Here is a 22,667-nt window from a genome sequence, read left to right on the forward strand (position 1 = left end):
ATATTGATTATCAAATGAAAAAATAATCTAATCCCGAACTCACGTTAGTAGCTCAAACTCGGTATAAGGTGGAACGCGTATTTGGAAGTATCAAAAGTTGGTTCCGAAGTTCAAGAGCGCGTTATATAGGTCTTGCTAAAACCCATACACAATACGTTTTGGACGCAATAGCCTATAACTTATACAGGTCGCCAAATAGCATATTAAAAGGTGTTTAGGGGAATGGTCTATCAAAAATAAACTGAAATAAACCTGAAAATCAATAAATAATAAGAATATTTAGACCCATAACACTAAAAATCAAAAAAATAATGCTAGAAAAATAGCAAAATTATATTATCGACCTATCACAACGGTCTCAAATGGCCTATATTTTAATGTGTATACCCAAAAATCTGTTGTAAGGTAGTAGCTATAGCTGAAACCGCCTGGCCTATATCTCCCGCACCAATGGTAAGGATGATCTGATGTGCTTGAATCGTGGCACAAACAGTCAGCTCTGTAAGTAAACCATCCATGGTCACCAAGGCTTTTCTTTTACAGGTTAGTTCATCAAAAATAAGTTGTGCGGTAACAGCTGGAATGGGTACCTCTCTGGCTGGATAGATGGGTAATATAAAAACCTGATCTGCTAGACTTAAGCTAGTAGCAAATGTTTTATAAAAAGCTTGGGTACGTGAAAAAAGATGGGGTTGAAAGATAGCCGTTATAGCACTATTAGGATAGAGCTTTTTAACCGAGCTTAGTAAAGCACTAATTTCTACAGGATGATGCGCATAATCATCTATAAAAAGATACTGCTCATGGTTGCAAACAAAAGAAAAGCGCCTTTTTATACCAGGAAAATTGGCAATGGCAGTCCGTATTTGGGTTTCTGTTATACCAAGTGTCAAACAGATTGTAATAGCTGCTAATGCATTTTCAATGTTATATAATCCCGCTATAGGTAAAACTACATTAGAAATGGTTGTACCCGGTCCTAAATAGTCGAAAGTACTTTGATGGGGTGCAATAGCTACATTACCCGCTACCACATCTCCTTGATCCAACCCATAGGTTAGGAAAGGTTTGTCATAATGGTTGCACACTTTTAGCTGATCTGCAGCTCTATGTTGTATAAGTAAATTTTTCTGATTTTTTTGGATAAACTCTATAAAACCATCCTCCATAAGGGCTGTTGTTGTATAGGTTTCTGGATGATCTGCATCTGCGGCAGTCACAATGCTAAAGGTGGGTTGAAGATGGAGAAAAGATCTATTAAACTCATCGGCTTCTGCTACCATTAGTTCTACGTCCTCTAATGAACGATTGTATAATAAGTTGGTATCATATAGACGCATCATACCTCCCACAAAGGCAACCATTGGCAGGTCGCTTTGATAGAGTATATGGGCGATCATAGCTGAAGTAGTCGTTTTGCCATGTGTACCCGCCACTGCTATCGTAGCAAATGGTTTGGAAATAATTCCTAGAACCTCTGCACGTGATTGGATCTTGTAACCAGCCCCTTTAAAATAGTTTAAAATAGGACTATCGGTTGGAATAGCTGGTGTATAAATCACTAGGGTTTGGTTGGGTTGGTTGCAAATAACTTCAGGAATAGCAGTCAGCGTATCATTACAATATATCGTAATACCTTCCCTTTCAAGTTGTAATACTACAGCAGATGGGTACTGATCATACCCAAAAACTTGGTAACCTTGCTTAGCGCATAATTGTGCCAAAGCACTCATGCCTATGCCACCAATACCTATAAAGTATATAAAAGCGTAGTCGTTAAATGGCAACATAACCTTGGGTTTGGAATGCAAAATAAGTTGAAGATAACTGAAATGTATCTATGATTTGACATCATCAAAAGCAAAAATAAGACCATGCGTTCTGCTCTCTGGCAATGTGATGGGGCAAGGAGAAAAGTATCCATCTAGCTTTTTGAGAAACACTGCCTAAAAACAAAAAACCACTCCTTGTAAAAAGCTATTAACGTGAGTTCGGGATTAGATTATTTTTTCATTTGATAATCAATATCAATGAAAATTTATAAAATTTGTTTTATTAGACAGTTAAATAGGTAGTTGAATAACAAATAATTCTGGTAATCAGTTTATTATATATATTATATTTATAAAATTAGATATAAAAACTTATTAAATAGGTGCAAATATTAACTAAATAATTGATATTAAATTGTTGTAAATCAGTAAAATAAATCCAGAACTCACGTTACTATCGTGTATAATGTACTACTAAGATATTAAGTAAGATTAAAACTTACTTTTGACTATTTCTATAAAATCTAAAATGTTTTAGAGCTATTTTTTTTGTATATTGCTAGGATTCCAATCTTACCGCTGTAAACTGGAATCATTCTAAAAAAGCATAATATTAGGGTTGCTACATAGCATCCGTTTGGGATTGGATTTTTAGTTACACTAAATTAAATTATTATTTTTAATTCCCAGCGTACGTTTGTGTAACCTTTAATAAAAATGAGTAAAGCGTGTAACCTAGTTGTATAGCCCTGACCAGACAGCCTGTTGTTGTAGGGTTCCCTTTGTTCTGCCTTTTTGTGGATATTTTGCTTTTATGCGTACTTATGTTTTAAGTGATCAATGGATAGTAATAAATTAGTAGAATCATTTGCAGAATTTGCTAAATCTAAAAATATTGATAGGCCCACCGTCATACGTATTTTAGAGGATGTGTTTCGTGCGGTTATGCTCAGCAAATTTAGAAACAGTGATAATTTTGATATCATTATCAATCTTGATAAAGGAGATTTGCAGATATGGCGTTTTCGTGAAGTTATAGCTGATGATGCAGTAGACGCATCTGCGCCTAATAAAATACCACTTTCGGAAGCTAGAAAAATAGAGGCTGATTTTGAGCTAGGGGAAGAGCTATCCGAGGAAATTAAAATTTCCGATTTTGGTAGAAGGCTCATACTGACTGCCAAGCAAATGCTTATACAAAAGATTCGAGCACTAGAGAAAGAGTCCCTATATAATAAATATGAACAGCTAGTGGGTTGCTTGATTTCAGCTGAAGTAAATCAAATTCTAAGTAAGGAAGTGATCTTATTGGATGATGAAAACAATGAGCTTTTTTTACCAAAGTCAGAGCAAATACCTAAGGATCAATTTAAAAAAGGAGAGCATATTCGTGCGGTCGTTTGCAAGATGACATTTAATAATGCGATTCCGCGCGTTATACTTTCTAGGACATCTCCTCTTTTCTTAGAAAGACTATTTGAAAATGAGATTCCTGAAATCCAGGATGGGCTTATTGCCATAAGAAAAATTGTAAGAGACCCAGGGGCTCGTGCCAAAGTAGCTGTTGAGACTTTTGATGATAGAATTGACCCAGTTGGGGCCTGTGTAGGTATCAAAGGGTCTCGTATACATGGTATTACTAAAGAGCTCCAGTATGAAAACATTGATATTATCAATTATACTGATAATTTAGAGCTGTATATTGCCCGTGCCCTAAGCCCTGCATGCATTAATCGGGTCGAGCAAAATGGTGAAAGAGTGTCTGTCTACTTAGATCCTGATCAAATTGCATTAGCCATTGGTAAAGGAGGCCAAAACATTAAACTAGCAGGTCTGCTCATTGGCAAAGAAATAGATGTTTATAGAGACATTCCCAACCATTTAGCGCAAAATGATATTCCGCTTTCTGAGTTTAGTGACACGATTGAGCCTTGGATTTTAGAGGAATTGCATAAAGTTGGTTTAGACTCAGCTAGAAGTGTTTTAACCTTATCCAGGGTAACCCTTGAGCAACGTGTTGATTTGGAAGAGGAAACGATAGATGAAATCTATGCTATATTAGATCAGGCGCTTAATGGTTAACCTAAATATGCCTTCTAGATAGAGAAAGATAGCCCATGAATGAAGAAAAAAACATGCGACTCAGCCAAGTGGCTCGAAAATTAAATGTAGGAACAGAGACCATTGCTTCTTTTTTAGCCCAAAAAGGGTTTGTAGTAGACAATAAGCCCAATGCTAAGATAACGGTTGAACAATTTAATTTGCTCGCTGCTGAATTTATCTCAGCTGGTGTGGATAAACAAGAAGCTGCGTATGTAACCATTGGCAAAACCTATCCAAGTCTTTCTGCTTTGGCTAGTAAACATACTCGTGTAAAAAGTAAAGAACAGGCCAAAAAGAAGACAGAAACGCAAGCAAAAATTAAAAGCGTAGTGCAAGAACACACCGCACCGCCTACTCATTATCAAGCTTCTGTTCCGGTTTTACCTGGTTTAAAGGCTATTGGGAAGATTGACTTAGCTGCTGAAAAAGTTAAAGCTGAAAGTCAGTCTGTTGTTACTGACACGACAGCATTGCCACCTGTTCCAGTAATAGTAGAATCCGGCACTACAGCACCTTTAAAGCAATTGGAGGAAGCAACGGAACAAGCCCCTGCTAAACCAGATAAAATAACTTTTTTAGATCAATTTAAAAGACCTACTATAGTAGGCAAAATGACGTTACCTGAATCTGCCTTTAGAAGGCATCGCTATAGCCGTGGAAGGGTATCACAAAAGCTGAATGGCTCAATGGGTACCTCTAAAATAGGAGACACAAAGCCACCAGCTAGGTTAAAAAACCCCATAGGCATCACTATTGTCCCTAGATCCATCGGTAATAAATGTAACGCACCCGTTACGCATTTTCGTAAAGAAAAGGGTCCTAAAATAGAATTAGGTCCAAAAGAACAAGAAGGCGTATCCTCTCAAGAAATAGAAAGCCAAATAAAAAAAACCTTAGCAAAGTTGCACCAAAGCGCCGGCGATGGTGCACGCTCTAGATATAAGAGAGATAGGCGTAGTGCCTACCTAGAAGCTCAGGAAAAGCGTCAATATCACGAAAAGGTAACAGAAAAAGTTTTAAAAATCACCGAGTTTATTTCAGCCAATGAACTAGCTTCTTTTATGGACGTTACGGTAAATGAGGTACTTTCTGCTTGTATGTCTTTAGGTATGATTATATCGATCAACCAACGTCTAGATAGAGAAGCCATTACTGTTGTTGCAGATGAGTTTGGCTATAGCGTAGAATTTGTTGACCTACATGATGAAGAAGCATCCAAGGATATAGACCAGGGAGGTGGCGAGCTTGTGGAGCGTCCACCTATTGTAACCATTATGGGGCATGTGGATCACGGAAAAACTTCATTATTGGATTGTATTCGTACTACAAAAGTAACCGCAAAAGAAGCTGGTGGCATTACCCAGCACATTGGGGCTTATGATATTATGACTGATCAAAACAAAAAGATTGTATTTTTAGATACACCTGGCCATGAGGCTTTTACAGCTATGCGTACCAGGGGTGCACAGGTAACCGATATTATTGTGATTGTGGTAGCGGCAGATGATAGCATTATGCCCCAGACCAAGGAGTCGATTAGTCATGCGCAAGTAGCTGGTTGTCCAATTATTATTGCCATCAATAAAATTGATACACCTCGAGCCAACCCAGAAAAGGTTAAAGAAGATTTAGCCCATCTCAACATCTTAGTTGAAGATTGGGGTGGGAAATATCAATGCCAAGAGATTTCGGCTAAAACAGGCCAAGGGGTAAATGAGCTTTTAGAAAAAATTCTTCTGGAAGCATCCTTACTGGAGTTACGGGCAACTCCTTCTAAAAAAGCAAGAGGTACGCTTATTGAGTCCTTCCTAGATCCTGGTAGAGGGTATGTATCGACTGGAATTGTACAAGATGGCACTTTACATCTAGGTGATATTGTGCTGGCTGGTGTCTATTATGGAAAGGTAAAAGCCATGTTAGACCATCAAAACATGGCGCGTAAAACAGCTTCTCCTGCCACACCTGTACAAGTGTTGGGGTTAAATGGTGCCCCCAGGGCAGGAGATACTTTTCGTGTGATGGATAGTATAAAAGAGGCAGGAGAATTGGCGCAAAAAAAGCAGCAGTTATTGCGCGAACAAGCATTACGTACCAAATCCCACCTTACCCTTGATGAAATTGGACGTCGTTTAACGGTAGGAAACTTTAAGGAGCTGAATATTATCATTAAAGGAGATATGGATGGTTCTATCGAGGCATTAGCAGACGCATTGCTTAGGTTATCACATGAAGAAGTAAAGGTGAATATTCTACACAAAGGTGTAGGAGCCGTTTCAGAGTCTGATGTACTCCTTGCTGCTACCGCTGAAGCGATTATTATTGCTTTCCACATTAAACCATCTGCACAAGCCAAAAAATTAGCTGAAAGAGAAGGAGTAGTAATCAAACAATATTCAATTATTTATAGTGCTATAGATGATCTGCGCAGTGCGGTACAGGGACTTTTAGCGCCTACTATAGAAGAAATTCCTACTGGTCGATCAGAAATTAAAAAGATCTTTACTTTTTCAAAAATTGGTAATATTGCAGGATGTCAAGTACAAACAGGTTTTATTGCACAATCCAATCCGATACGCGTAATTCGGAAAGAGCAGGTTGTATTTACGGGTGCGATCCACACTATAAAGCATGGGTTAGAGGAAATTAAACAGGTAAAATCTGTTTCTGAATGTGGTATACATATTAAAAATTTTGATGAAATTGAAGTTGGAGATATTATAGAAGGCTTTGAACGAAAGGAAATCAAGCGTCAACTCTAGAAAAAAAAGCTTACTTTTAACTTAAGTTCCAGGTAAGGAATTTGTATTTTACTTTTTGGTTGATCAACAAGTAGCAAAAAATTAAGTCCTGTGCAAAAATCTGCTGAAAACACACCGAGAAACACAGAAGCCACCCTGCGGCCTCTACATTTAACTGTTTTTCTGTGCAGTTGTAAGCTCTACTTTCTGATTGCAACTTTTTACAGGGGGAAGTTTTCTTATTTTTCAACTTATGGGATTTTTTGTATGCAAATCTGAAACAGAGATTAAGGTCATTATGGTTTTAATCTTTTGGGGCATTCAATGGTTATATAAGCATTTGACTGCTTCGGATGGTTCAACGGTTAATGAGGAGCTAGATGAAGATCAAGATGAGATAGAGGTAAAGGATAAGGATACCGCTCCTATTACGCCCCTTCCCATCACTAAACAAGTAGTGCGCAAAGCACCTCAAGCTGTTCCTTTGCACGAGGTAGTAGCGAAAAAACCCCAGTCCTCCCGATTAGCCTCTAGTGCAATAGAAGATCGAAAGGTCTCCTTTGGTAGAAAACGAAAATTATTTAGACATATATTACTGGTGGATGCGCTTATGCAGCGAAAAGATTTTATAGCGTAACTTTGTATAATAAGGAATTTGTATGCTAATTTTTGCTTGATCAAAAAGTAAGCAAAAAATCAAGCGTTGTGCAAAAAGTTGGTGAAAAGTTACCCCTAAAGCTGGAAAATCAGAAGCCGCCCCGAGGCCCCATTAAATTGAAGGGCTATTTCTTCTATGCGCAACTTTTTACAATACGCGATTTTTCTTGTTTTTAGGCAGTGTGGTCAGAAGGTTGAATCGATACAATTTTCAAAACAAAATAAATATTATATAAAAATAAGCAGTAATACTTTACCTTAAGTCCCCACCGTTGCCTGAGCGCATGCTGCGCATGCATTAACCCTATTACAGATGAAAGATTATCCTCTACCTGAAACACTTTTTACGGAATATGTCGTTACCGTTACAAAGGAACAGTCTAATCTCCGTATAGACAAATTTTTATCAGACATTTTACAAATCAGTCGAAATAAAATCCAAGAGGCGATTGCCAATCGATCGATTTCCGTCAATAGACATTTTATCAAGTCGAATTATATGGTACAGCCTGAAGACGAAATAGTAGCGCATATCCCTAAACCCATTGATGCAGCCACACTTACTCCAGAAACGATACCATTGGATATTGTATATGAAGATGACCACCTACTTGTTGTTTATAAACCGGCCCAAATGGTCGTACATCCGGATACAGCCCATCGAACCGGAACGTTAGCCCATGGACTATTGTATCGCTATAAGCATTTGCCTTTAAAAGACAATATGCCCACCAGGCCTGGCTTGGTACATCGGATTGATAAAAACACATCAGGTCTATTGGTAGTGGCCAAAACAGCGGAGAGCTTGGTAGCTTTGACCCGTCAATTCTATAATCATACCGTAACACGAACCTATTATACATTGGTCTGGAGCAATCCCCAAAATGAGATCGGCACGATTGATATCAATATAGGTAAAGACAGCCATAACCATCAAAAAATATCAGCTTTTCCAGACAATCAACAAGGTAAAAGAGCCGTTACCCATTATCAAGTGATCAAGCGACTACACCATGTTGCCCTTGTAGCCTGTAGATTAGAAACAGGACGCACCCATCAAATTCGCGTGCATATGCAACATATAGGCCACCCTGTCTTTGGTGATCCTCAATATGGCGGCGATGTAATTGCTAGTGGCGAGCGGTATGCCTCCTATAAGGCCTTTGTACATAATTGTTTTAAACTAATGCCTTACCAGGCACTCCATGCAGCTGTTCTTGGATTTAAGCACCCTGTAACAGAAGCAGCCATCTCCTTTGAAGCCCCTTTACCAGAAAACTTTATTAAACTGATAGAGAAATGGGAAAAATATGTAACATCCAGTAGCCACCATGTTGCATAAACTAAAAGATCGGATCAAACAAGCTTTTCATTTGGTTTTGTCGCGTTTATTCTAAAAAATCATTATTTTAGTATCTGTAGTTAAAAAAGTAGTTATTATGTTTAATATTTCGCCCAAATTATTACCTTATTTTAAGGGCTATTGTTCTTCAGCAGAAGTCATCCTGTTATTTGTCTAGATGAAGTGTCGTTTTTCCTTGAGCTATAGAGATTTGGAAGAGATGATGCGTATGAGAGGCGCAAGAGTTGATCATTCTACGCTACAAAGATGGGTTATTAAGTTTGTTCCTCTTATAGATGAAGCAGTAAGAAAAAGAAAGCGACCAGTTGGTGGTAGTTGGAGAATGGATGAAACCTATGTTAAACTAAACGGGAAGTGGATCTATTTATATAGAGCAGTAGATCGTTATGGTGATACAGTTGACTTTTTTCTATCTGAGAATAGAGACAAGTCTGCAGCTTTTTCTTTTTTTCGTAAGGCGATCACAGAAAATAATATTCCTAAGAAAGTAGTAATTGACAAAAGCGGTAGTAATAAAGCTGCCCTTGATACGATCAATACAGAACTTGATCAAGATCATACCATTTAAATATTTCAAAACAAATACTTGAATAATAGAGTTGAACAAGATCATAGGTTTATCAAAAAACGGCTAAAACCTATACTTAGTTTTAAGTGTTTTAAGTCTGCAGCCATTACCATTGCAGGGATAGAAAACATTCGTATGATTCAAAAAGGACAAGTAATTGGAGCTAAAAATCATCTTTCTACTTTTGAGAATTTTGTTATGCTAATGGCCAAATAATACCCAATATATATCCCTTCACTTAAAAGAAAAGCCTTTACTAACGAAAATATAGACGCGACAGAACCGTTTATTGATGTGTTATAAAAAGTTCGCCATGGCGAACTTTTTATAAATGATATATACAATATTGGTTAGTAATAAGCTTAGTTATAACGACTAACTAATTCAAAAGGACCTACAGTAGTATGTACAAGTTACCGATTGGTATTGATAATTTTCAAGAGTTAGTGAGAGGAGACTATCTGTTTTGCGATAAAACAGCCATGCTTGCTGAGTTTCTTGAAAAGGGTGATAAGGTTATCTTAATTACGCGTCCCCGTCGTTGGGGAAAGACACTGAATATGTCTATGTTTCAGCATTTTTTTGCATCAGAGGTTAATGGGATAAGTACAGCAGGCTTATTTGATAATTTAGCCATTGGTAGGCTAGATGGTGGCAAATACCTTAAGCAACATCAAGGTAAGTATCCTGTCATTATGCTAAGTTTTAAGGATGTCAATTCGGATGATTTTCAAGGAGCTTATAATGCGGTGTATGAATTGATATCGACCCTTTATGAGTCCTATGCCTATTTATTTAGTAGTGATAAAGTTAATAAAATACAGCTAAAAAAACTGTACAGAATTTCAGGTAATGAGGCTAATCAGCAACAGTTAGAAAGCTCTTTAAAGCTGCTGAGTCAGTGTTTGTATCAGCATCATGGCCAAAAAGTATATATTCTGATAGATGAATATGATACTCCGCTAAATAAAGCTTATGGCAATGAGCGATACTTGCAAGCTATGGTTAAGTTTATGCGTAATCTCTTTAGTAATTCTCTAAAGGGTAATACTACGCTAGAGAGGGGCGTATTAACAGGAATATTGCGTGTTTCTAAGGATAGTATGTTATCTGGGTTAAATAACTTAGAAGTCTATACCTTGCTAGACGAAGAATATAGTAGCCACTTTGGCTTTAGTGAAGATGAGGTTTCATCTTTATTTAAAGCAAATGGTCTTAATACTTCCATGGAAGAAGTAAGAAATTGGTACAATGGTTACAGAGTAGGCAAGTTAGTCATGTATAATCCTTGGTCTATTATTTCCTATATCAATAGATCGAGTTGCTTTGATGTCTATTGGGTGAATACGGGTAATAATAACTTAATCGAACAAAAGATACTTACTGCTGATTCGGATATCAAAGAGCAGTTCGAACAGTTGATGCGACGGGAATCCTTAGATATATCTATTAACAAACATCTTTCTTTTGACATCCTAGATAAAGACGATACATCTTTTTGGAGCCTATTATTATTTGCTGGTTATTTGACTTTTGAAACAAATAATTTAAGTGCCTATACGAATGTATATGATTGTAGAGTCAGAGTTCCTAATTATGAAATATGGAAACTTTATAGCACATTCTTTCAAGAATGGTTCATTAATCAGTTTGAGCGAAAGAGGCAATATGATTCTTTTGTAAAATATTTGGCAGCTGGTGAAGTCTCTTCTTTTGTAGAGCAGCTTAGCTACTTTTTGTGTAGAAGTGTTAGCTATTTTGATACAAAAAAAAGTAAAATACCAGAAGGCTTTTATCATGGTTTTGTGTTAGGGATGTTAGCAAGTTTAGGTATAACCCATTATATACGGTCGAATAGAGAAAGCGGCTTAGGCCGTTATGATCTTTTATTAATACCTAAAAAAGAAGGTTCAAAAGCGCTTCTATTAGAATTTAAGCAAGTTGGGCAAGAGGAAGAATTAGAAAACGCAGCTAAGCTGGCCTTAGCGCAAATACAAGCACAAGCCTATCATACTGAAATATTGCACTACCCTCATGTAAAAGAAGTAGTAGAGGTAGGCATTGCTTTTTCTGGAAAGTCGGTGTTAGCTGCTTATGCTACTTATGATCTGTTCAATAAGCATTCTGGATCAGTGAGTTTGACCAATAGATATGGCCAGGAAGGGGGCTATGAGTAGACTAATTGGAAGTGTTCTATAAACTGTGTCAAGGCGATAAAAAGTTATAAATTAATTAAATAAACATTAAAGGTTTTAGACATGGAAGAAAATAAGAACAATTCCTATGTTGGTTTAGTAGATTACAAATTTCTGTAGGAAAATATTTTGTGCTCTATCCGTTTAGGTAAGCCTTTAACAGGAAAAGGTGGTGCTTTAACGCCTCTGATAAAAAAGCTTCTAGAGGTAAGTCTAGAAGGTGAAATGGCACACCATTTATCTAGTGATTCAACAGAAAATAATAGAAGAAATGGCAAAAGCTCTAAAACTTTACGTACAAGTTCTGGTTCCTTTGATCTGCTAACTCCTAGGGATAGGACAGGTAGTTTCGATCCACAAATAGTTAAAAAGCGTCAAACAAGCCTACATCCTGAGCTGGAAAGCAAGATCTTAAGCATGTTTTCTAGTGGTATGAGCTATAAATCTATAGCCGTTCATGTTGAAGAGATCTATGATCATAAAGTATCAGCTGCTGAAATATCATCTATTACAGATAGCTTGTTACCGATAATAAATGAATGGCGTAACCGCCCTCTTCAATCAGTTTATCCGATAGTTTTCATGGATAGGATGTTTTTTAAGGTAAAAGAAGATGGCAGATGTGTAAGCAAATGCATGTATACCTTGTTAGGCATAGATCAAGAGGGTAAAAAAGAAGTATTGGGATTTTATTTGTCTGAAAGTGAGGGGGCTAACTTCTGATTGGGTGTACTTAACGAGCTTAAGGAAAGAGGTGTAGAAGATATCCTTATTGCCTGTGTTGATGGCCTAAAAAGCTTTCCTTCAGCCATAAATAGCGTTTTCTCTAATGCACAAGTGCAGGTCTGTGTAGTACATCAGATACGAAACTCACTCAAGTATGTAGCTATCAAAGACGTAAAACGTTTTTTAACTGATTTAAAGCAAATATATCAAGCTTCAAGTAAGGAAGTTGCTGAGCATTATCTATTGGAATTAGAAGAAAAATGGGGGGGGGGAAGTATCCAATGGTTACCAAATCTCGGCAAAATAATTGGGAACATTTGTCTGGTTATTTTAAGTATTCAGATTCTGTCAGAAGGCTAATTTATACCACCAATCCTATAGAAAGCTTGCATAGGCAGATTAGGAAGTTTACCAAGACAAAAGGAGCGTTTATCAGTATAAATGCTTTGTATAAATTAGTATATTGTGCCATAAAGAAGATCGAGGATAAATGGACTATTCCGCTGCGAAACTGGGCGTTGACCATATCTCAGATAGACATCTTTTTTCCCGGTAGATTAAAAGAGACGTTGAGATGAACAGGAGATGTGACACAGTTTATAGAACACTTCCTTTTTGAATCATACGAATGTTTTCTATCCCTGTAATGGTCTAGAGTAAAGAAATGGTTGGACCACTTAAAATTAGGCATATCTATTGCTTCTGATTGCTCGCAATACAGTACTGACTAACTTGATTTTTCATTGTTTACCCATTCCCTCCTCATCCCACCGTACGTTCAGTTTTCCCGAATACGGTGGTCCGACAGTCTTCTTTATAAACCTTGCACAACTCTCTCAGGATACTTAATCATTCCACTACCAATGTACAACATCCCCATTGTATAGAGTTTTCTATTGGGATAGCTTTGCCACCCACACCCAAGGCCTTTTCTTCTATGGGTTAAGTATCTGCGAAATCGGTTATTAATAACGTGAGTTCGGGATTAGATTATTTTTTAATTTGATAATCAATATTAATAAAAATTTATAAAATTTGTTTTATAGACAGTTAAATAGGTAGTTGAATAACAAATAATTCTGATAATCAGTTTATTATATATATTATATTTATAAAATTAGATATAAAAACTTGTTAAATAGGTGCAAATATTAACTAAATAATTGATATTAAATTGTTGTAAATCAGTCACATAAATCCTGAACTCACGTTAACACTACTGGTTTTATTTGCTCGATGAATGCTTGAGGTTTGATTGATGCTCTTCTACAAGTCAGGTATTTTAGTCTGTTACGGATGCTTTGTTGGGATTGTTTCGTTGGAAATACATAAATGCTATTTCTGCCACTTGTTGGACTCTTTCTTTTTACAAAGTTAAAACCTATTAACCTGAGTTCGGGATTAGCTTGTTAAAAAATAGCTTTAAAAAGCTCCTTTGTGTTTTAAATTTGGAGATAAAAAAATACTAACCAGATTATCCAAAGGAGCCAATTATGAATGTAGAAAAATTAGTTGAAATATATTATGCTGTTGATGAATTTCTCATAAAGTTTATGCCGTATATAGAAAAACAACTGTTAACCAACTCTAAAAGAAAACCCACTAGAACTTGTTCATTAACTTTGAGTGAAATAATGACTGTTCTTATTGCCTTTCATGTGATTGGTTTTAGAAATTTTAAGTCTTATTATATTCATTTACAGCAATTTCATTCTAGTAAATTTGGAAAGTTAGTAAGCTAGAATAGATTTATAGAACTGATCCAAAGAACGTTAGTTCCCTTGTACTGTTTTACACAAAGTCTTTCTAAAACAAAAACAGGTTGTTATTTTATGGATGCAACAGCCATCAAGGTTTGCCATATCAAAAGAGCCTATACGCACAGGGTTTTTAAATCGATTGCTACTAAAGGTAAAACCAGCACCGGTTGGTTTTTTGGATTAAAGTTACACTTGATAGTCAATGATTTAGGAGAAATTATGAATTTTCAACTGACCACAGGTAAAACTAATGATAGGCTTCCTGTAGAAAATTTGTGTAAACACTTGATAGGTAAAATGTTTGCCGATAAAGGTTACATAAGCAAAGATTTATTTAAAAAACTGATCGAGAAAGGCGTGGAACTCATTACCCAGATCAGAAAAAATATGAAAAATGCTTTTATGCCACTCTGGGATAAACTGATGCTTAGAAAACGATCTATAATTGAAACTATTATAGATCAGCTCAAAAATATTAGCCAGATAGAACATGCCAGGCATAGAAGCATACCTAATTTTCTAGTCAATTTGATAGCTGGAATTACAGCTTATGCACTAAAAGAGAAAAAACCTTCTATAACTAATATATATATGACTGGTTCACAATACGTATAATCCCGAACTGAGGTTAATAGACAGTTAAATAGGTAGTTGAATAATAAATAATTCTGGTAATCAGTTTATTATATATATTATATTTATAAAATTAGGTATAAAAACTTGTTAAATAGGTGCAAATATTAACTAAATAATTGATATTAAATTGTTGTAAATCAGTCAAATAAATCCCGAACTCACGTTAATAGTTTCAATTATAGATCGTTTTCTAAGCATCAGTTTATCCCAGAGTGGCATAAAAGCATTTTTCATATTTTTTCTGATCTGGGTAATGAGTTCCACGCCTTTCTCGATCAGTTTTTTAAATAAATCTTTGCTTATGTAACCTTTATCGGCAAACATTTTACCCATCAAGTGTTTACACAAATTTTCTACAGGAAGCCTATCATTAGTTTTACCTGTGGTCAGTTGAAAATTCATAATTTCTCCTAAATCATTGACTATCAAGTGTAACTTTAATCCAAAAAACCAACCGGTGCTGGTTTTACCTTTAGTAGCAATCGATTTAAAAACCCTGTGCGTATAGGCTCTTTTGATATGGCAAACCTTGATGGCTGTTGCATCCATAAAATAACAACCTGTTTTTGTTTTAGAAAGACTTTGTGTAAAACAGTACAAGGGAACTAACGTTCTTTGGATCAGTTCTATAAATCTATTCTAGCTTACTAACTTTCCAAATTTACTAGAATGAAATTGCTGTAAATGAATATAATAAGACTTAAAATTTCTAAAACCAATCACATGAAAGGCAATAAGAACAGTCATTATTTCACTCAAAGTTAATGAACAAGTTCTAGTGGGTTTTCTTTTAGAGTTGGTTAACAGTTGTTTTTCTATATACGGCATAAACTTTATGAGAAATTCATCAACAGCATAATATATTTCAACTAATTTTTCTACATTCATAATTGGCTCCTTTGGATAATCTGGTTAGTATTTTTTTATCTCCAAATTTAAAACACAAAGGAGCTTTTTAAAGCTATTTTTTAACAAGCTAATCCCGAACTCAGGTTAATCTAAAAATTATACTTTTATAATTGAAAATCAATAAAATAAAACCCTTAAGTTGACGCCGTTGGATGAACGGGTACATTTTCTGGAGTAATCACTGATATGTTTCTTTAAGTTGACGCCATGGGCTGAATGGATACGCTACAGCTGATTTTTATAAGGAAGTAAAAATGACAAGACAAAACCGCTCGAAGCACCCCCTAAATGGGAAATAGTAGTTATAGCTGGTTTAGTATAGGCATAATAGACCAATGGTAGCACTATTGAGTAATATAGCTAAAAGCAAATGCCATTTAACTTCTTTTTGTATGCATAGTCTATGACAGAGTATTCCTGTTAGGCCAGACCATACCAAAGACACACCATAAGATTGACAAAAAACATAGGTAGAGGTTTGTAAACCGAATAAAATAGCGCTTGTTAAAAATAGATATTTGGCAGGTAGTGCACTACTTAGGGCAGCAAAACCGATTAAATTCAAGGAATGATTCCATAGTGTTGCTCAGTGATCCCCATTATAAAATAGTCTGCTATACAAACTTTCATTTTTGCTGCGCAATTTGTGCACGGCATAAGGAAGGTGTAACGCTATAGCTGTTATAGTAAGGGGTTTAGCATAAGACTTTATAGGAGCAGCCGCTTGAATAGAAGGTGACAGCGCGCAGGTAAAAGCAATATATGGGCATAAAAGTGGCAATGATCGTTTTATTTTTAGCTTCATATTGGATTTGTTTATCTATCTAGAAATTTTACTTCTATCCATTCAGTCATCTGGAATACTACCCCAAAACAAGGAATCATGTCCCCTTGCAAAAAGTTGTGCTTGGAAAGTACACCCTACAGTTAAGCAGATACACAATGTAATGGTGTCCGTATAGTGGATTCTGTTTTAGTTAATAATCAGATAAAAATGCTTCCGTTTCTACATCAATTTCTACCGCTAGCTTTTGAGAAGCAATCAACCTTTTGCCGTCACCAGGTTGTTTTTCATATAGCTCATCTACAGTGGTATCATCTATATTGCCCACTTTTACAATCCTGCTGCCAAATAGTCTAAGTGCAAAAGCATCTATCCAGGTTAAGTTTTCTGCAGCGTTGGCGGTGTTGTACCAACAAACTGATTCAAAAGGTAGCTTGTTAAAATAATCTATTACATCTTTATACTTGAAAGTAGCTATAGTGTGATCTAAATAGGTGGGAGGATGGTTTCTACCCGGGACAATTAATTGAATAGATTCAATATCATACTCTTGTCTAGCCGTAATCTTATTAAAGATTACATGCTCTACCAATCTTAATGTAGAAATTTCCTTTGGAAAAAATTCATGCGTAGTAGTTTGTGCATCTTCTCCTGAAATTTGTAAATTTTTCAAAAATTGCGCTTGAGGCATGATTTCCGTCAGGGTGTCATCTATATAGGTTGTCAGTAATCCATTTTTTGCTCCATCTACAATGACTTTGGAAATTTCTTTGCCATGCATAAAACAAGGACCATTTTGTTTTTCATTTAAATATATTTCCCTCCAAACTTTTCTGGCATATAAAACATAGGCTCTAGCTATAGGTCGAGTAGCATGGGGACTATAACTTTGGGATAAATGATCTGTACGTCCATAGGACGATGCAATAGGACTTAACCAAATAGCTAGGGCAAAAAAACGCTTGTTGAAAGACATAGTAGTGGTACAATTAATTAAGTAAAATATTGAAGCATGATCTATCCATAATGGTTTCAACTTCATTTTTAAAGTTTTTTCTTTCTATTTTTTTTATTTCAACTACCAATCGATCACCTGGTTTAGCAAGAGATGCTATGCTGTGCAAATCCGCAATACTTTGGTTTACCTTTAATGTATGCACAGGACGACTACCTCTGGCTAACGTAATCACCCATTCTACTACTTGGTACCTGGCATCTTTGGGTAGGAAATCCTGAAAATACTTGTTGGGGATTACTTTTGCTTCAACTACCCTGGGCCCAGGTGCAGGTATGCCTAATTTCATATCAATAGGCTTATTTTTGGTGGTGATAGAAATTTGTGGAGTCGGAATATTTTGCACTATAAAAGATACTGTATCTATTAAGTTGTCTTCATTATATACTTTCAATTTAACTTCGTTAGCCTTAGGCATCACGGTGACTACTCCCTTTTTGGGCCCAGGTATGATAATACCCCCTTCTACTTTAAAGCGTGGATTATAGGCAGCACCAAGAGAAGGGACTTGAATGTCCAATTCGTTTCCACAATTGCGATAAAGTGACTGTACTGCAGCAGCCTTTACTTGAATTACAGGTTTGGCAACCTGATAGGGTATATCCTCTGTAATGATAGATTCCTTACCCCCAGGTAGCCTCAATTTTATAGCAGCTTTAAAGGTCTTTTTAGCAAATCCATGGCTGTCATAGCTACCAGGGGAGGTTGTAAAGGAGACTTTTCCTACGCCATCTTGTACCCTAATGGGTTGGCCATCGATAAACATTTCTGGAGTTACTGCAGAAGAAGAGGCCGCTAAAATTAAATCTGCTTCATACTTGCTTCCAGCAGTGACAATGTACGACTTGGTGTTGGCTAATAATTTAAGTGTGTCAAATTTAACATCAGAAGAACCAATAATGTTGCCCAATGTGTTGATGGCATCTGCTTCTGTAGTGACCACTTCAGATGCGAACTGGCTCAATGTAGCCAATGCAGCACCAAGTGGTGTGTGGTCAAAATTTAATGTAACAAAGTCTTTTTTAGCTTGATTGGGATCATGACTAAAAAAATCATGGTTCTTTGCATCAAAAGCAATAGGTGTATAAGGTTTATGAACCAGGTTAGAAAGCTGTGCTATATATCCATTTAATTTGGTTTTTAATATACCCCCTTCTCCTTTATTGATCATAAAGCGGGCTACTGCCGTGTCACTTTTCAACCCTTTGGGTAATTTGGTGAGGCGATCGATACCGCCCTCTGCATCAATTAACTGCTTTTTTAATCCATCGATATAATCCACTAGTGCTACCGTATCCTGATGCATAGCCAACACTTGTGTCAATATTTTTATATCTTCTCGACGATTGCCCATATCTTTGCCCATGTTTTTTAATGACTGAATGGCACGTTCATTTTGGCTGAATTGTAGCTTTCGACTGGTATCAATACTGTGACTCAATACCATGAATTTATCTAATACACTAGAGCTGACCTGAAGTGCTAACATGGCCGTTAACACTAGATACATCACCCCTATCATTTTTTGTCTGGAACTTAATTTTTCTTGACCCATACTATTTAAACATTGATTAGTAACTTATTTTTATGAATTATATAACCATTTAGCTTTTAAAAGCGGTTAAAGTCTTGGCATATATTTCGTTCAGGGCGGTTACTTTTTCATTTAGTAAGGCAAGCTCTTTTTTAAAGTGTATCGATTCGTTACCTGCTACTTCCATTGCTTTTAAAGCGGTTTCTAAATAGTCATACAGCGTACTGGTATGGGTAATCTGGTCTTCCATATGGGCTAAAGCTTTTTTATAAAGCCCATTCATGGAGGTTAATGTATCAGTCATTTCTTCCATTTGACTAAAATAATGGGTCAATTTACGCTCAGAAGAGAGCGTTATAAGCGAATGAAGTATATGCCCAACTGCGTCATTTACTTTAGCAATATCTCCAATCACTTGCGTAGCCTGTCCTACATGATGCACATAGGCTTCTGTGACCTCACTAACATTAGCAAAAGAAGGCACATTAGCCATATTTTCTGAAAAACGACGCATAGTAGCCGCTAAATTTTCTAATAAAGAGATGTCTATGGAAGCTTTTTCCAAGCATTGGTCAAACTTTTGGGTAATGGTATGGGCTGTTGGTACAGAACGATTTGCCAAATTTTTACCCTTATAATCAGGCGCTAGTTCAGGATATACGCGCGACCAATCTATGGCTTGTTCCTTAGGTGCAAAAGCACTTAAAAGGAAAATGATTGCTTCTGTAAAAAGTCCAATCCCCAACATGATGCTGCCTCCAGGTAGGTTTAATAACTTAAACATGGCCCCAAAAATTACAATGGCTGCACCAATATTGTAGATAAAGGGCATGATAGTATTATAAAACTTATATGTAAAAGAACTGTTTATTAGATTATGTTTCATTATGTTTTAAGAATTTAAATAGTCAATAAATGTATGATTAATACAAGTTATATGGCAGACATCACACATCTAAAGCCAATATAGCAGCGTGGTATATCTTTATGCTCACAATCAGAAATTCCTGTTTGTAGCGAATAGGCATAGTCTTTCCAGGAGCCTCCTTTGATGACCTTAAACACTCCTTCTTCATCTCTATAAAAGGGACTAATTGCCTCACTTTTATGGATCAGTAAGGGGCTATATGCATCTTTACACCATTCTGAAACATTACCTGCCATATCATAAAGGCCATAATCGTTAGGTGGAAAAGCCTTTACTGGAGCGGTATAGGCGTAACCAGATGCAGCATAGTTCCCCTTTGTAACCTGAAAATTAGCCAATAACTTGTCTTTTTGATCTCTTACAGAAGGACCTCCCCATGGATACTGTCCAGATGCTCGGCCTCCTTTTGCAGCATATTCCCATTCAGCAACCGTAGCAAGTCTAAAGTTAGGAGCAGGAGGTAGTCCTTGAGCTTCTAAATACTTGTTCCTGTAAATAGAACGAACATGTGCAAACTGTTGTGCTGCCTCCCAAGTGATGCCCACTACAGGGTAATGATCAAAGCGGCAATCATTCCAATAGTTTGCACCAAATGAGTCGTCCATAAACATATCTGGAAAATCTTTTCGCCAAACTGTTATGTCAGGAATTAACTTTTCATTGATATATGCTTCGTTTAACCCATATGCTGTTGGATCAGCTTGAACAATATCTATGAATGCACGGTATTTTGCATTGGTAACGGGCGCCTCATCTATATAGAATGGCGCTACAGTTGTAATTTGTGTGATATGGGTTTTGGCAATCACGCTTTGGTTGACCCCGCCACCCATTAAAAATGTACCAGCTGGAATAAGTACCATACCTAAAGGGACATCATTTTTCCATTTTACCTTATTGCTGTAACCTATAATTTCTCCTTTGTCATCAGGAATCGTACCACAACTGCCCATTGTTATATAAGTAAGTACCAATAGAATGGTTAAGCTACGCTTAAAAAGTTTAAATAAAAAGCATTTATAAGAAGCTAAAAACATAAGAATATTATGAAAAGATGTTTTTGTGAAGCAATAAACTCAATAAAGCTATGAACTTTTTTATTTTTCACAAAGTTTCCATAACATTACGAATGTCCATTGCCTGTTCAGCTACCTGGTCGTGTTAGCCAATACAAGCAAAAACCACGCCTTATAAAAAGTAAGATAGACACATGCTATTAAATAAATTGCTATTTGGCTATTAGCACAAAGGTAACCTTACCTGTAGAGATACCAGATGGTGTCCCAGCTGTTTTGCTAAAGGTAAGCGCACGCAGTGCATCTGCATAGATCTTTTCTACCATAGGGGTAACTGTTTTCTCAATAGTTTGAATAGAAATAATTTCACCATCTTGATCTACTTTAATTTCAAAAACTATTTTACCGCATTCTTCTGTAGTATCATTTGGATTGGGCACTGCATCCCATTCCCAACCCTTTAATTCAAGGATAGCGCCTGTTTGTTTGACACAGTTTTTTCCTCTGTTGTATAACCCTCTTTCATCTATTTTAGGCGTTTTAAGAGGTTTTTTATGAGGTTGTGCAAGTTTTTGTGTTCCCTTTCCATCTAGTTGCTTTCGGTGCTGCTGTTGCGCACGCAAGTACGTATTCTTTTTCTTAGATGACGGATTGGTTTGGGCGACTACTGGACGAGCGGTTTGTTTTTGTGCTTGAGGGTTATGGTTAGACGGATGATCTTTTGTTATAGTATAAATGGTAGCCGGTTGTAAAGCAATTCTATAAGCTTGCCCGCTAGAAGCGCCTGCCGTTGGGATGCGTTGCATATAATAGGCTAATCCTAAAACAAATAGATGTAAACCGATCGATATGGCGATGCCTTTTCCATTTGGGGAAAATAACCCGCTACTTTTCATCGTTTCTTTCCAAATTCGGTGGCTATGGAAACAGCAGCTCCTAGTTGATTAGCTATATCCGCTACTTTAACCATATGGGCTATAGAAAGCCCTTTATCCATATGTAATAAAACAACTTTACTGGATGTTTTGGCTAATACATCCTCTAATACGTTTTGTAGTTGGTTAAAGGCAACCCGCTTCCCTTCCACATAATAGGCTGGCTGAGCGGTAACAGTGACATTGACTTGTACAGGCTCGGTTCTTTCATGTGTACTTAATGGCAAGTCAATAGGAAGCGTCTTGGGGCTATAACTGGTTGTAATAAGTAAAAAAAGCAATAGTAAAAATATAATATCAGTCATAGAAGCCATGCTAAAAGAAGCATCTATTGTATTTTTTGTGCTGATTTTCAAATTCTTACTTGTTTTAGTATGCTGCCAATACCTATTTAACTTTAGCTAAAAAGAGATTTACTAGATAGCTCAACCTTGCTGTAGCTTTACTGACCTGAGCAATACAGTAATTATAACCCAGGTAAGCTATAATTCCAACTATCAATCCTGCTACAGTTGTAACCATTGCCTCATAAATGCCACTTGAAAAAAGCTGAGAAGAGATGTGATGCTTTTCTTCGGAAATGGCTATAAATGTTTGAATCATACCGGTTACAGTACCCAAAAAGCCAATCATAGGTCCTGCTCCAGAGATCGTCGCTAGGCAAGAAAGCTTTTCTTCTAAAAAGGCTATCATCCTATTAGATTCACTTTCTAAAATCAATGCAAGATTGGAAGCTTGCTGTTGCTCGATCCCTTTGCTGATTACTTTTTCTATGATGTTATCCTGTTCACCACAGATGTGTTGTATTTTAGACACATCTCCATTGTTTAATACTTCTTCTATCGCCTCTAAAAAACTGCTAGAACAGCTCAAGTACTTTCGATAAGTCAATAGACGCTCTGCTATTATGTAGAGGCTTATTAACGATAACAATACAAGCGGCAACATGAGCCAACCACCTTTTAACAGCAGGCCTAATAGTGTTCGTGAGGTATATATATTCATAGTTATTAACTAGTATAGGGTGG

At 36.5% G+C, this 22,667-nt stretch carries 13 protein-coding genes and 5 pseudogenes; 9 read left to right on the forward strand and 9 right to left on the reverse strand.

The genetic code is table 11. The features are described 5' to 3' along the window. Positions 1 to 47: 47 nt before the first annotated feature. Positions 48 to 218, forward strand: a pseudogene (locus tag NBW36_RS00830) (transposase); the annotation flags it as partial. A gap of 156 nt (positions 219 to 374) precedes the next feature. Here the strand turns inward: NBW36_RS00830 and murC are convergent. Further along, positions 375 to 1,790: a UDP-N-acetylmuramate--L-alanine ligase gene (gene murC / locus NBW36_RS00835; protein ID WP_250238465.1), complete on the reverse strand. Its 1,416-nt coding sequence runs from the start codon at positions 1,788 to 1,790 to the stop codon at positions 375 to 377. Positions 1,791 to 2,612: 822 nt separating this feature from the next. Between murC and nusA the strand changes: the two genes are divergently transcribed. The 8 genes and pseudogenes from nusA (at position 2,613) to NBW36_RS00875 (ending at position 14,497) form a co-directional block, all read left to right on the forward strand. Continuing rightward, entirely contained in the window at positions 2,613 to 3,854 is a 1,242-nt protein-coding gene (gene nusA, locus NBW36_RS00840) for a transcription termination factor NusA (RefSeq protein ID WP_250238467.1), read from the forward strand. A 35-nt stretch (positions 3,855 to 3,889) separates the two neighbouring features. Beyond that, the gene (gene infB / locus NBW36_RS00845; protein WP_250238469.1) at positions 3,890 to 6,634 is read left to right on the forward strand and encodes a translation initiation factor IF-2; all 2,745 of its coding nucleotides are present in this window, start codon (positions 3,890 to 3,892) and stop codon (positions 6,632 to 6,634) included. A gap of 232 nt (positions 6,635 to 6,866) precedes the next feature. After that, positions 6,867 to 7,250, forward strand: coding sequence for a hypothetical protein (locus NBW36_RS00850; protein WP_250238471.1), 384 nt, complete (start codon positions 6,867 to 6,869; stop codon positions 7,248 to 7,250). A 333-nt stretch (positions 7,251 to 7,583) separates the two neighbouring features. Next, positions 7,584 to 8,612 (forward strand): RluA family pseudouridine synthase, encoded by a 1,029-nt coding sequence (locus NBW36_RS00855; RefSeq protein ID WP_250238473.1) that lies wholly within the window; start codon positions 7,584 to 7,586, stop codon positions 8,610 to 8,612. A gap of 97 nt (positions 8,613 to 8,709) precedes the next feature. Then, a pseudogene (locus NBW36_RS00860) lies at positions 8,710 to 9,417 on the forward strand (IS6 family transposase). Positions 9,418 to 9,605: 188 nt separating this feature from the next. Then, complete coding sequence (locus tag NBW36_RS00865; protein WP_250238475.1) at positions 9,606 to 11,378, forward strand: AAA family ATPase; 1,773 nt, start codon at positions 9,606 to 9,608, stop codon at positions 11,376 to 11,378. A gap of 144 nt (positions 11,379 to 11,522) precedes the next feature. Then, positions 11,523 to 12,700, forward strand: a pseudogene (locus NBW36_RS00870) (IS256 family transposase). A gap of 915 nt (positions 12,701 to 13,615) precedes the next feature. Beyond that, a pseudogene (locus NBW36_RS00875) lies at positions 13,616 to 14,497 on the forward strand (IS982 family transposase). Positions 14,498 to 14,683: 186 nt separating this feature from the next. Here NBW36_RS00875 and NBW36_RS00880 read toward each other — a convergent pair. The 8 genes and pseudogenes from NBW36_RS00880 to NBW36_RS00915 all read right to left on the reverse strand — a co-directional run. Beyond that, positions 14,684 to 15,406, reverse strand: a pseudogene (locus NBW36_RS00880) (IS982 family transposase); the annotation flags it as partial. A gap of 998 nt (positions 15,407 to 16,404) precedes the next feature. Then, entirely contained in the window at positions 16,405 to 17,187 is a 783-nt protein-coding gene (porN, locus tag NBW36_RS00885) for a type IX secretion system ring subunit PorN/GldN (protein ID WP_250238477.1), read from the reverse strand. A 13-nt stretch (positions 17,188 to 17,200) separates the two neighbouring features. Continuing rightward, on the reverse strand, positions 17,201 to 18,781 hold the full coding sequence (porM, locus tag NBW36_RS00890) for a type IX secretion system motor protein PorM/GldM (protein ID WP_250238479.1): 1,581 nt from the start codon (positions 18,779 to 18,781) through the stop codon (positions 17,201 to 17,203). A gap of 49 nt (positions 18,782 to 18,830) precedes the next feature. Next, positions 18,831 to 19,592 carry a type IX secretion system motor protein PorL/GldL gene (gene porL, locus NBW36_RS00895; protein WP_250238481.1) on the reverse strand — a complete coding sequence of 254 codons (762 nt, stop codon included), beginning with the start codon at positions 19,590 to 19,592 and terminating at the stop codon, positions 18,831 to 18,833. Positions 19,593 to 19,693: 101 nt separating this feature from the next. Continuing rightward, complete coding sequence (gene porK, locus NBW36_RS00900; RefSeq protein ID WP_250238489.1) at positions 19,694 to 20,725, reverse strand: T9SS ring complex lipoprotein PorK/GldK; 1,032 nt, start codon at positions 20,723 to 20,725, stop codon at positions 19,694 to 19,696. 191 nt (positions 20,726 to 20,916) lie between these two features. Next, complete coding sequence (locus tag NBW36_RS00905; protein WP_250238491.1) at positions 20,917 to 21,510, reverse strand: hypothetical protein; 594 nt, start codon at positions 21,508 to 21,510, stop codon at positions 20,917 to 20,919. A gap of 86 nt (positions 21,511 to 21,596) precedes the next feature. Then, complete coding sequence (locus NBW36_RS00910) at positions 21,597 to 21,995, reverse strand: ExbD/TolR family protein (RefSeq protein ID WP_439099478.1); 399 nt, start codon at positions 21,993 to 21,995, stop codon at positions 21,597 to 21,599. Between the two features lie 31 nt (positions 21,996 to 22,026). Next, on the reverse strand, positions 22,027 to 22,587 hold the full coding sequence (locus tag NBW36_RS00915; protein ID WP_250238495.1) for a MotA/TolQ/ExbB proton channel family protein: 561 nt from the start codon (positions 22,585 to 22,587) through the stop codon (positions 22,027 to 22,029). Positions 22,588 to 22,667: the final 80 nt, after the last annotated feature.

Source organism: Cardinium endosymbiont of Oedothorax gibbosus (assembly GCF_936981045.1).
Classification (GTDB): domain Bacteria; phylum Bacteroidota; class Bacteroidia; order Cytophagales; family Amoebophilaceae; genus Cardinium.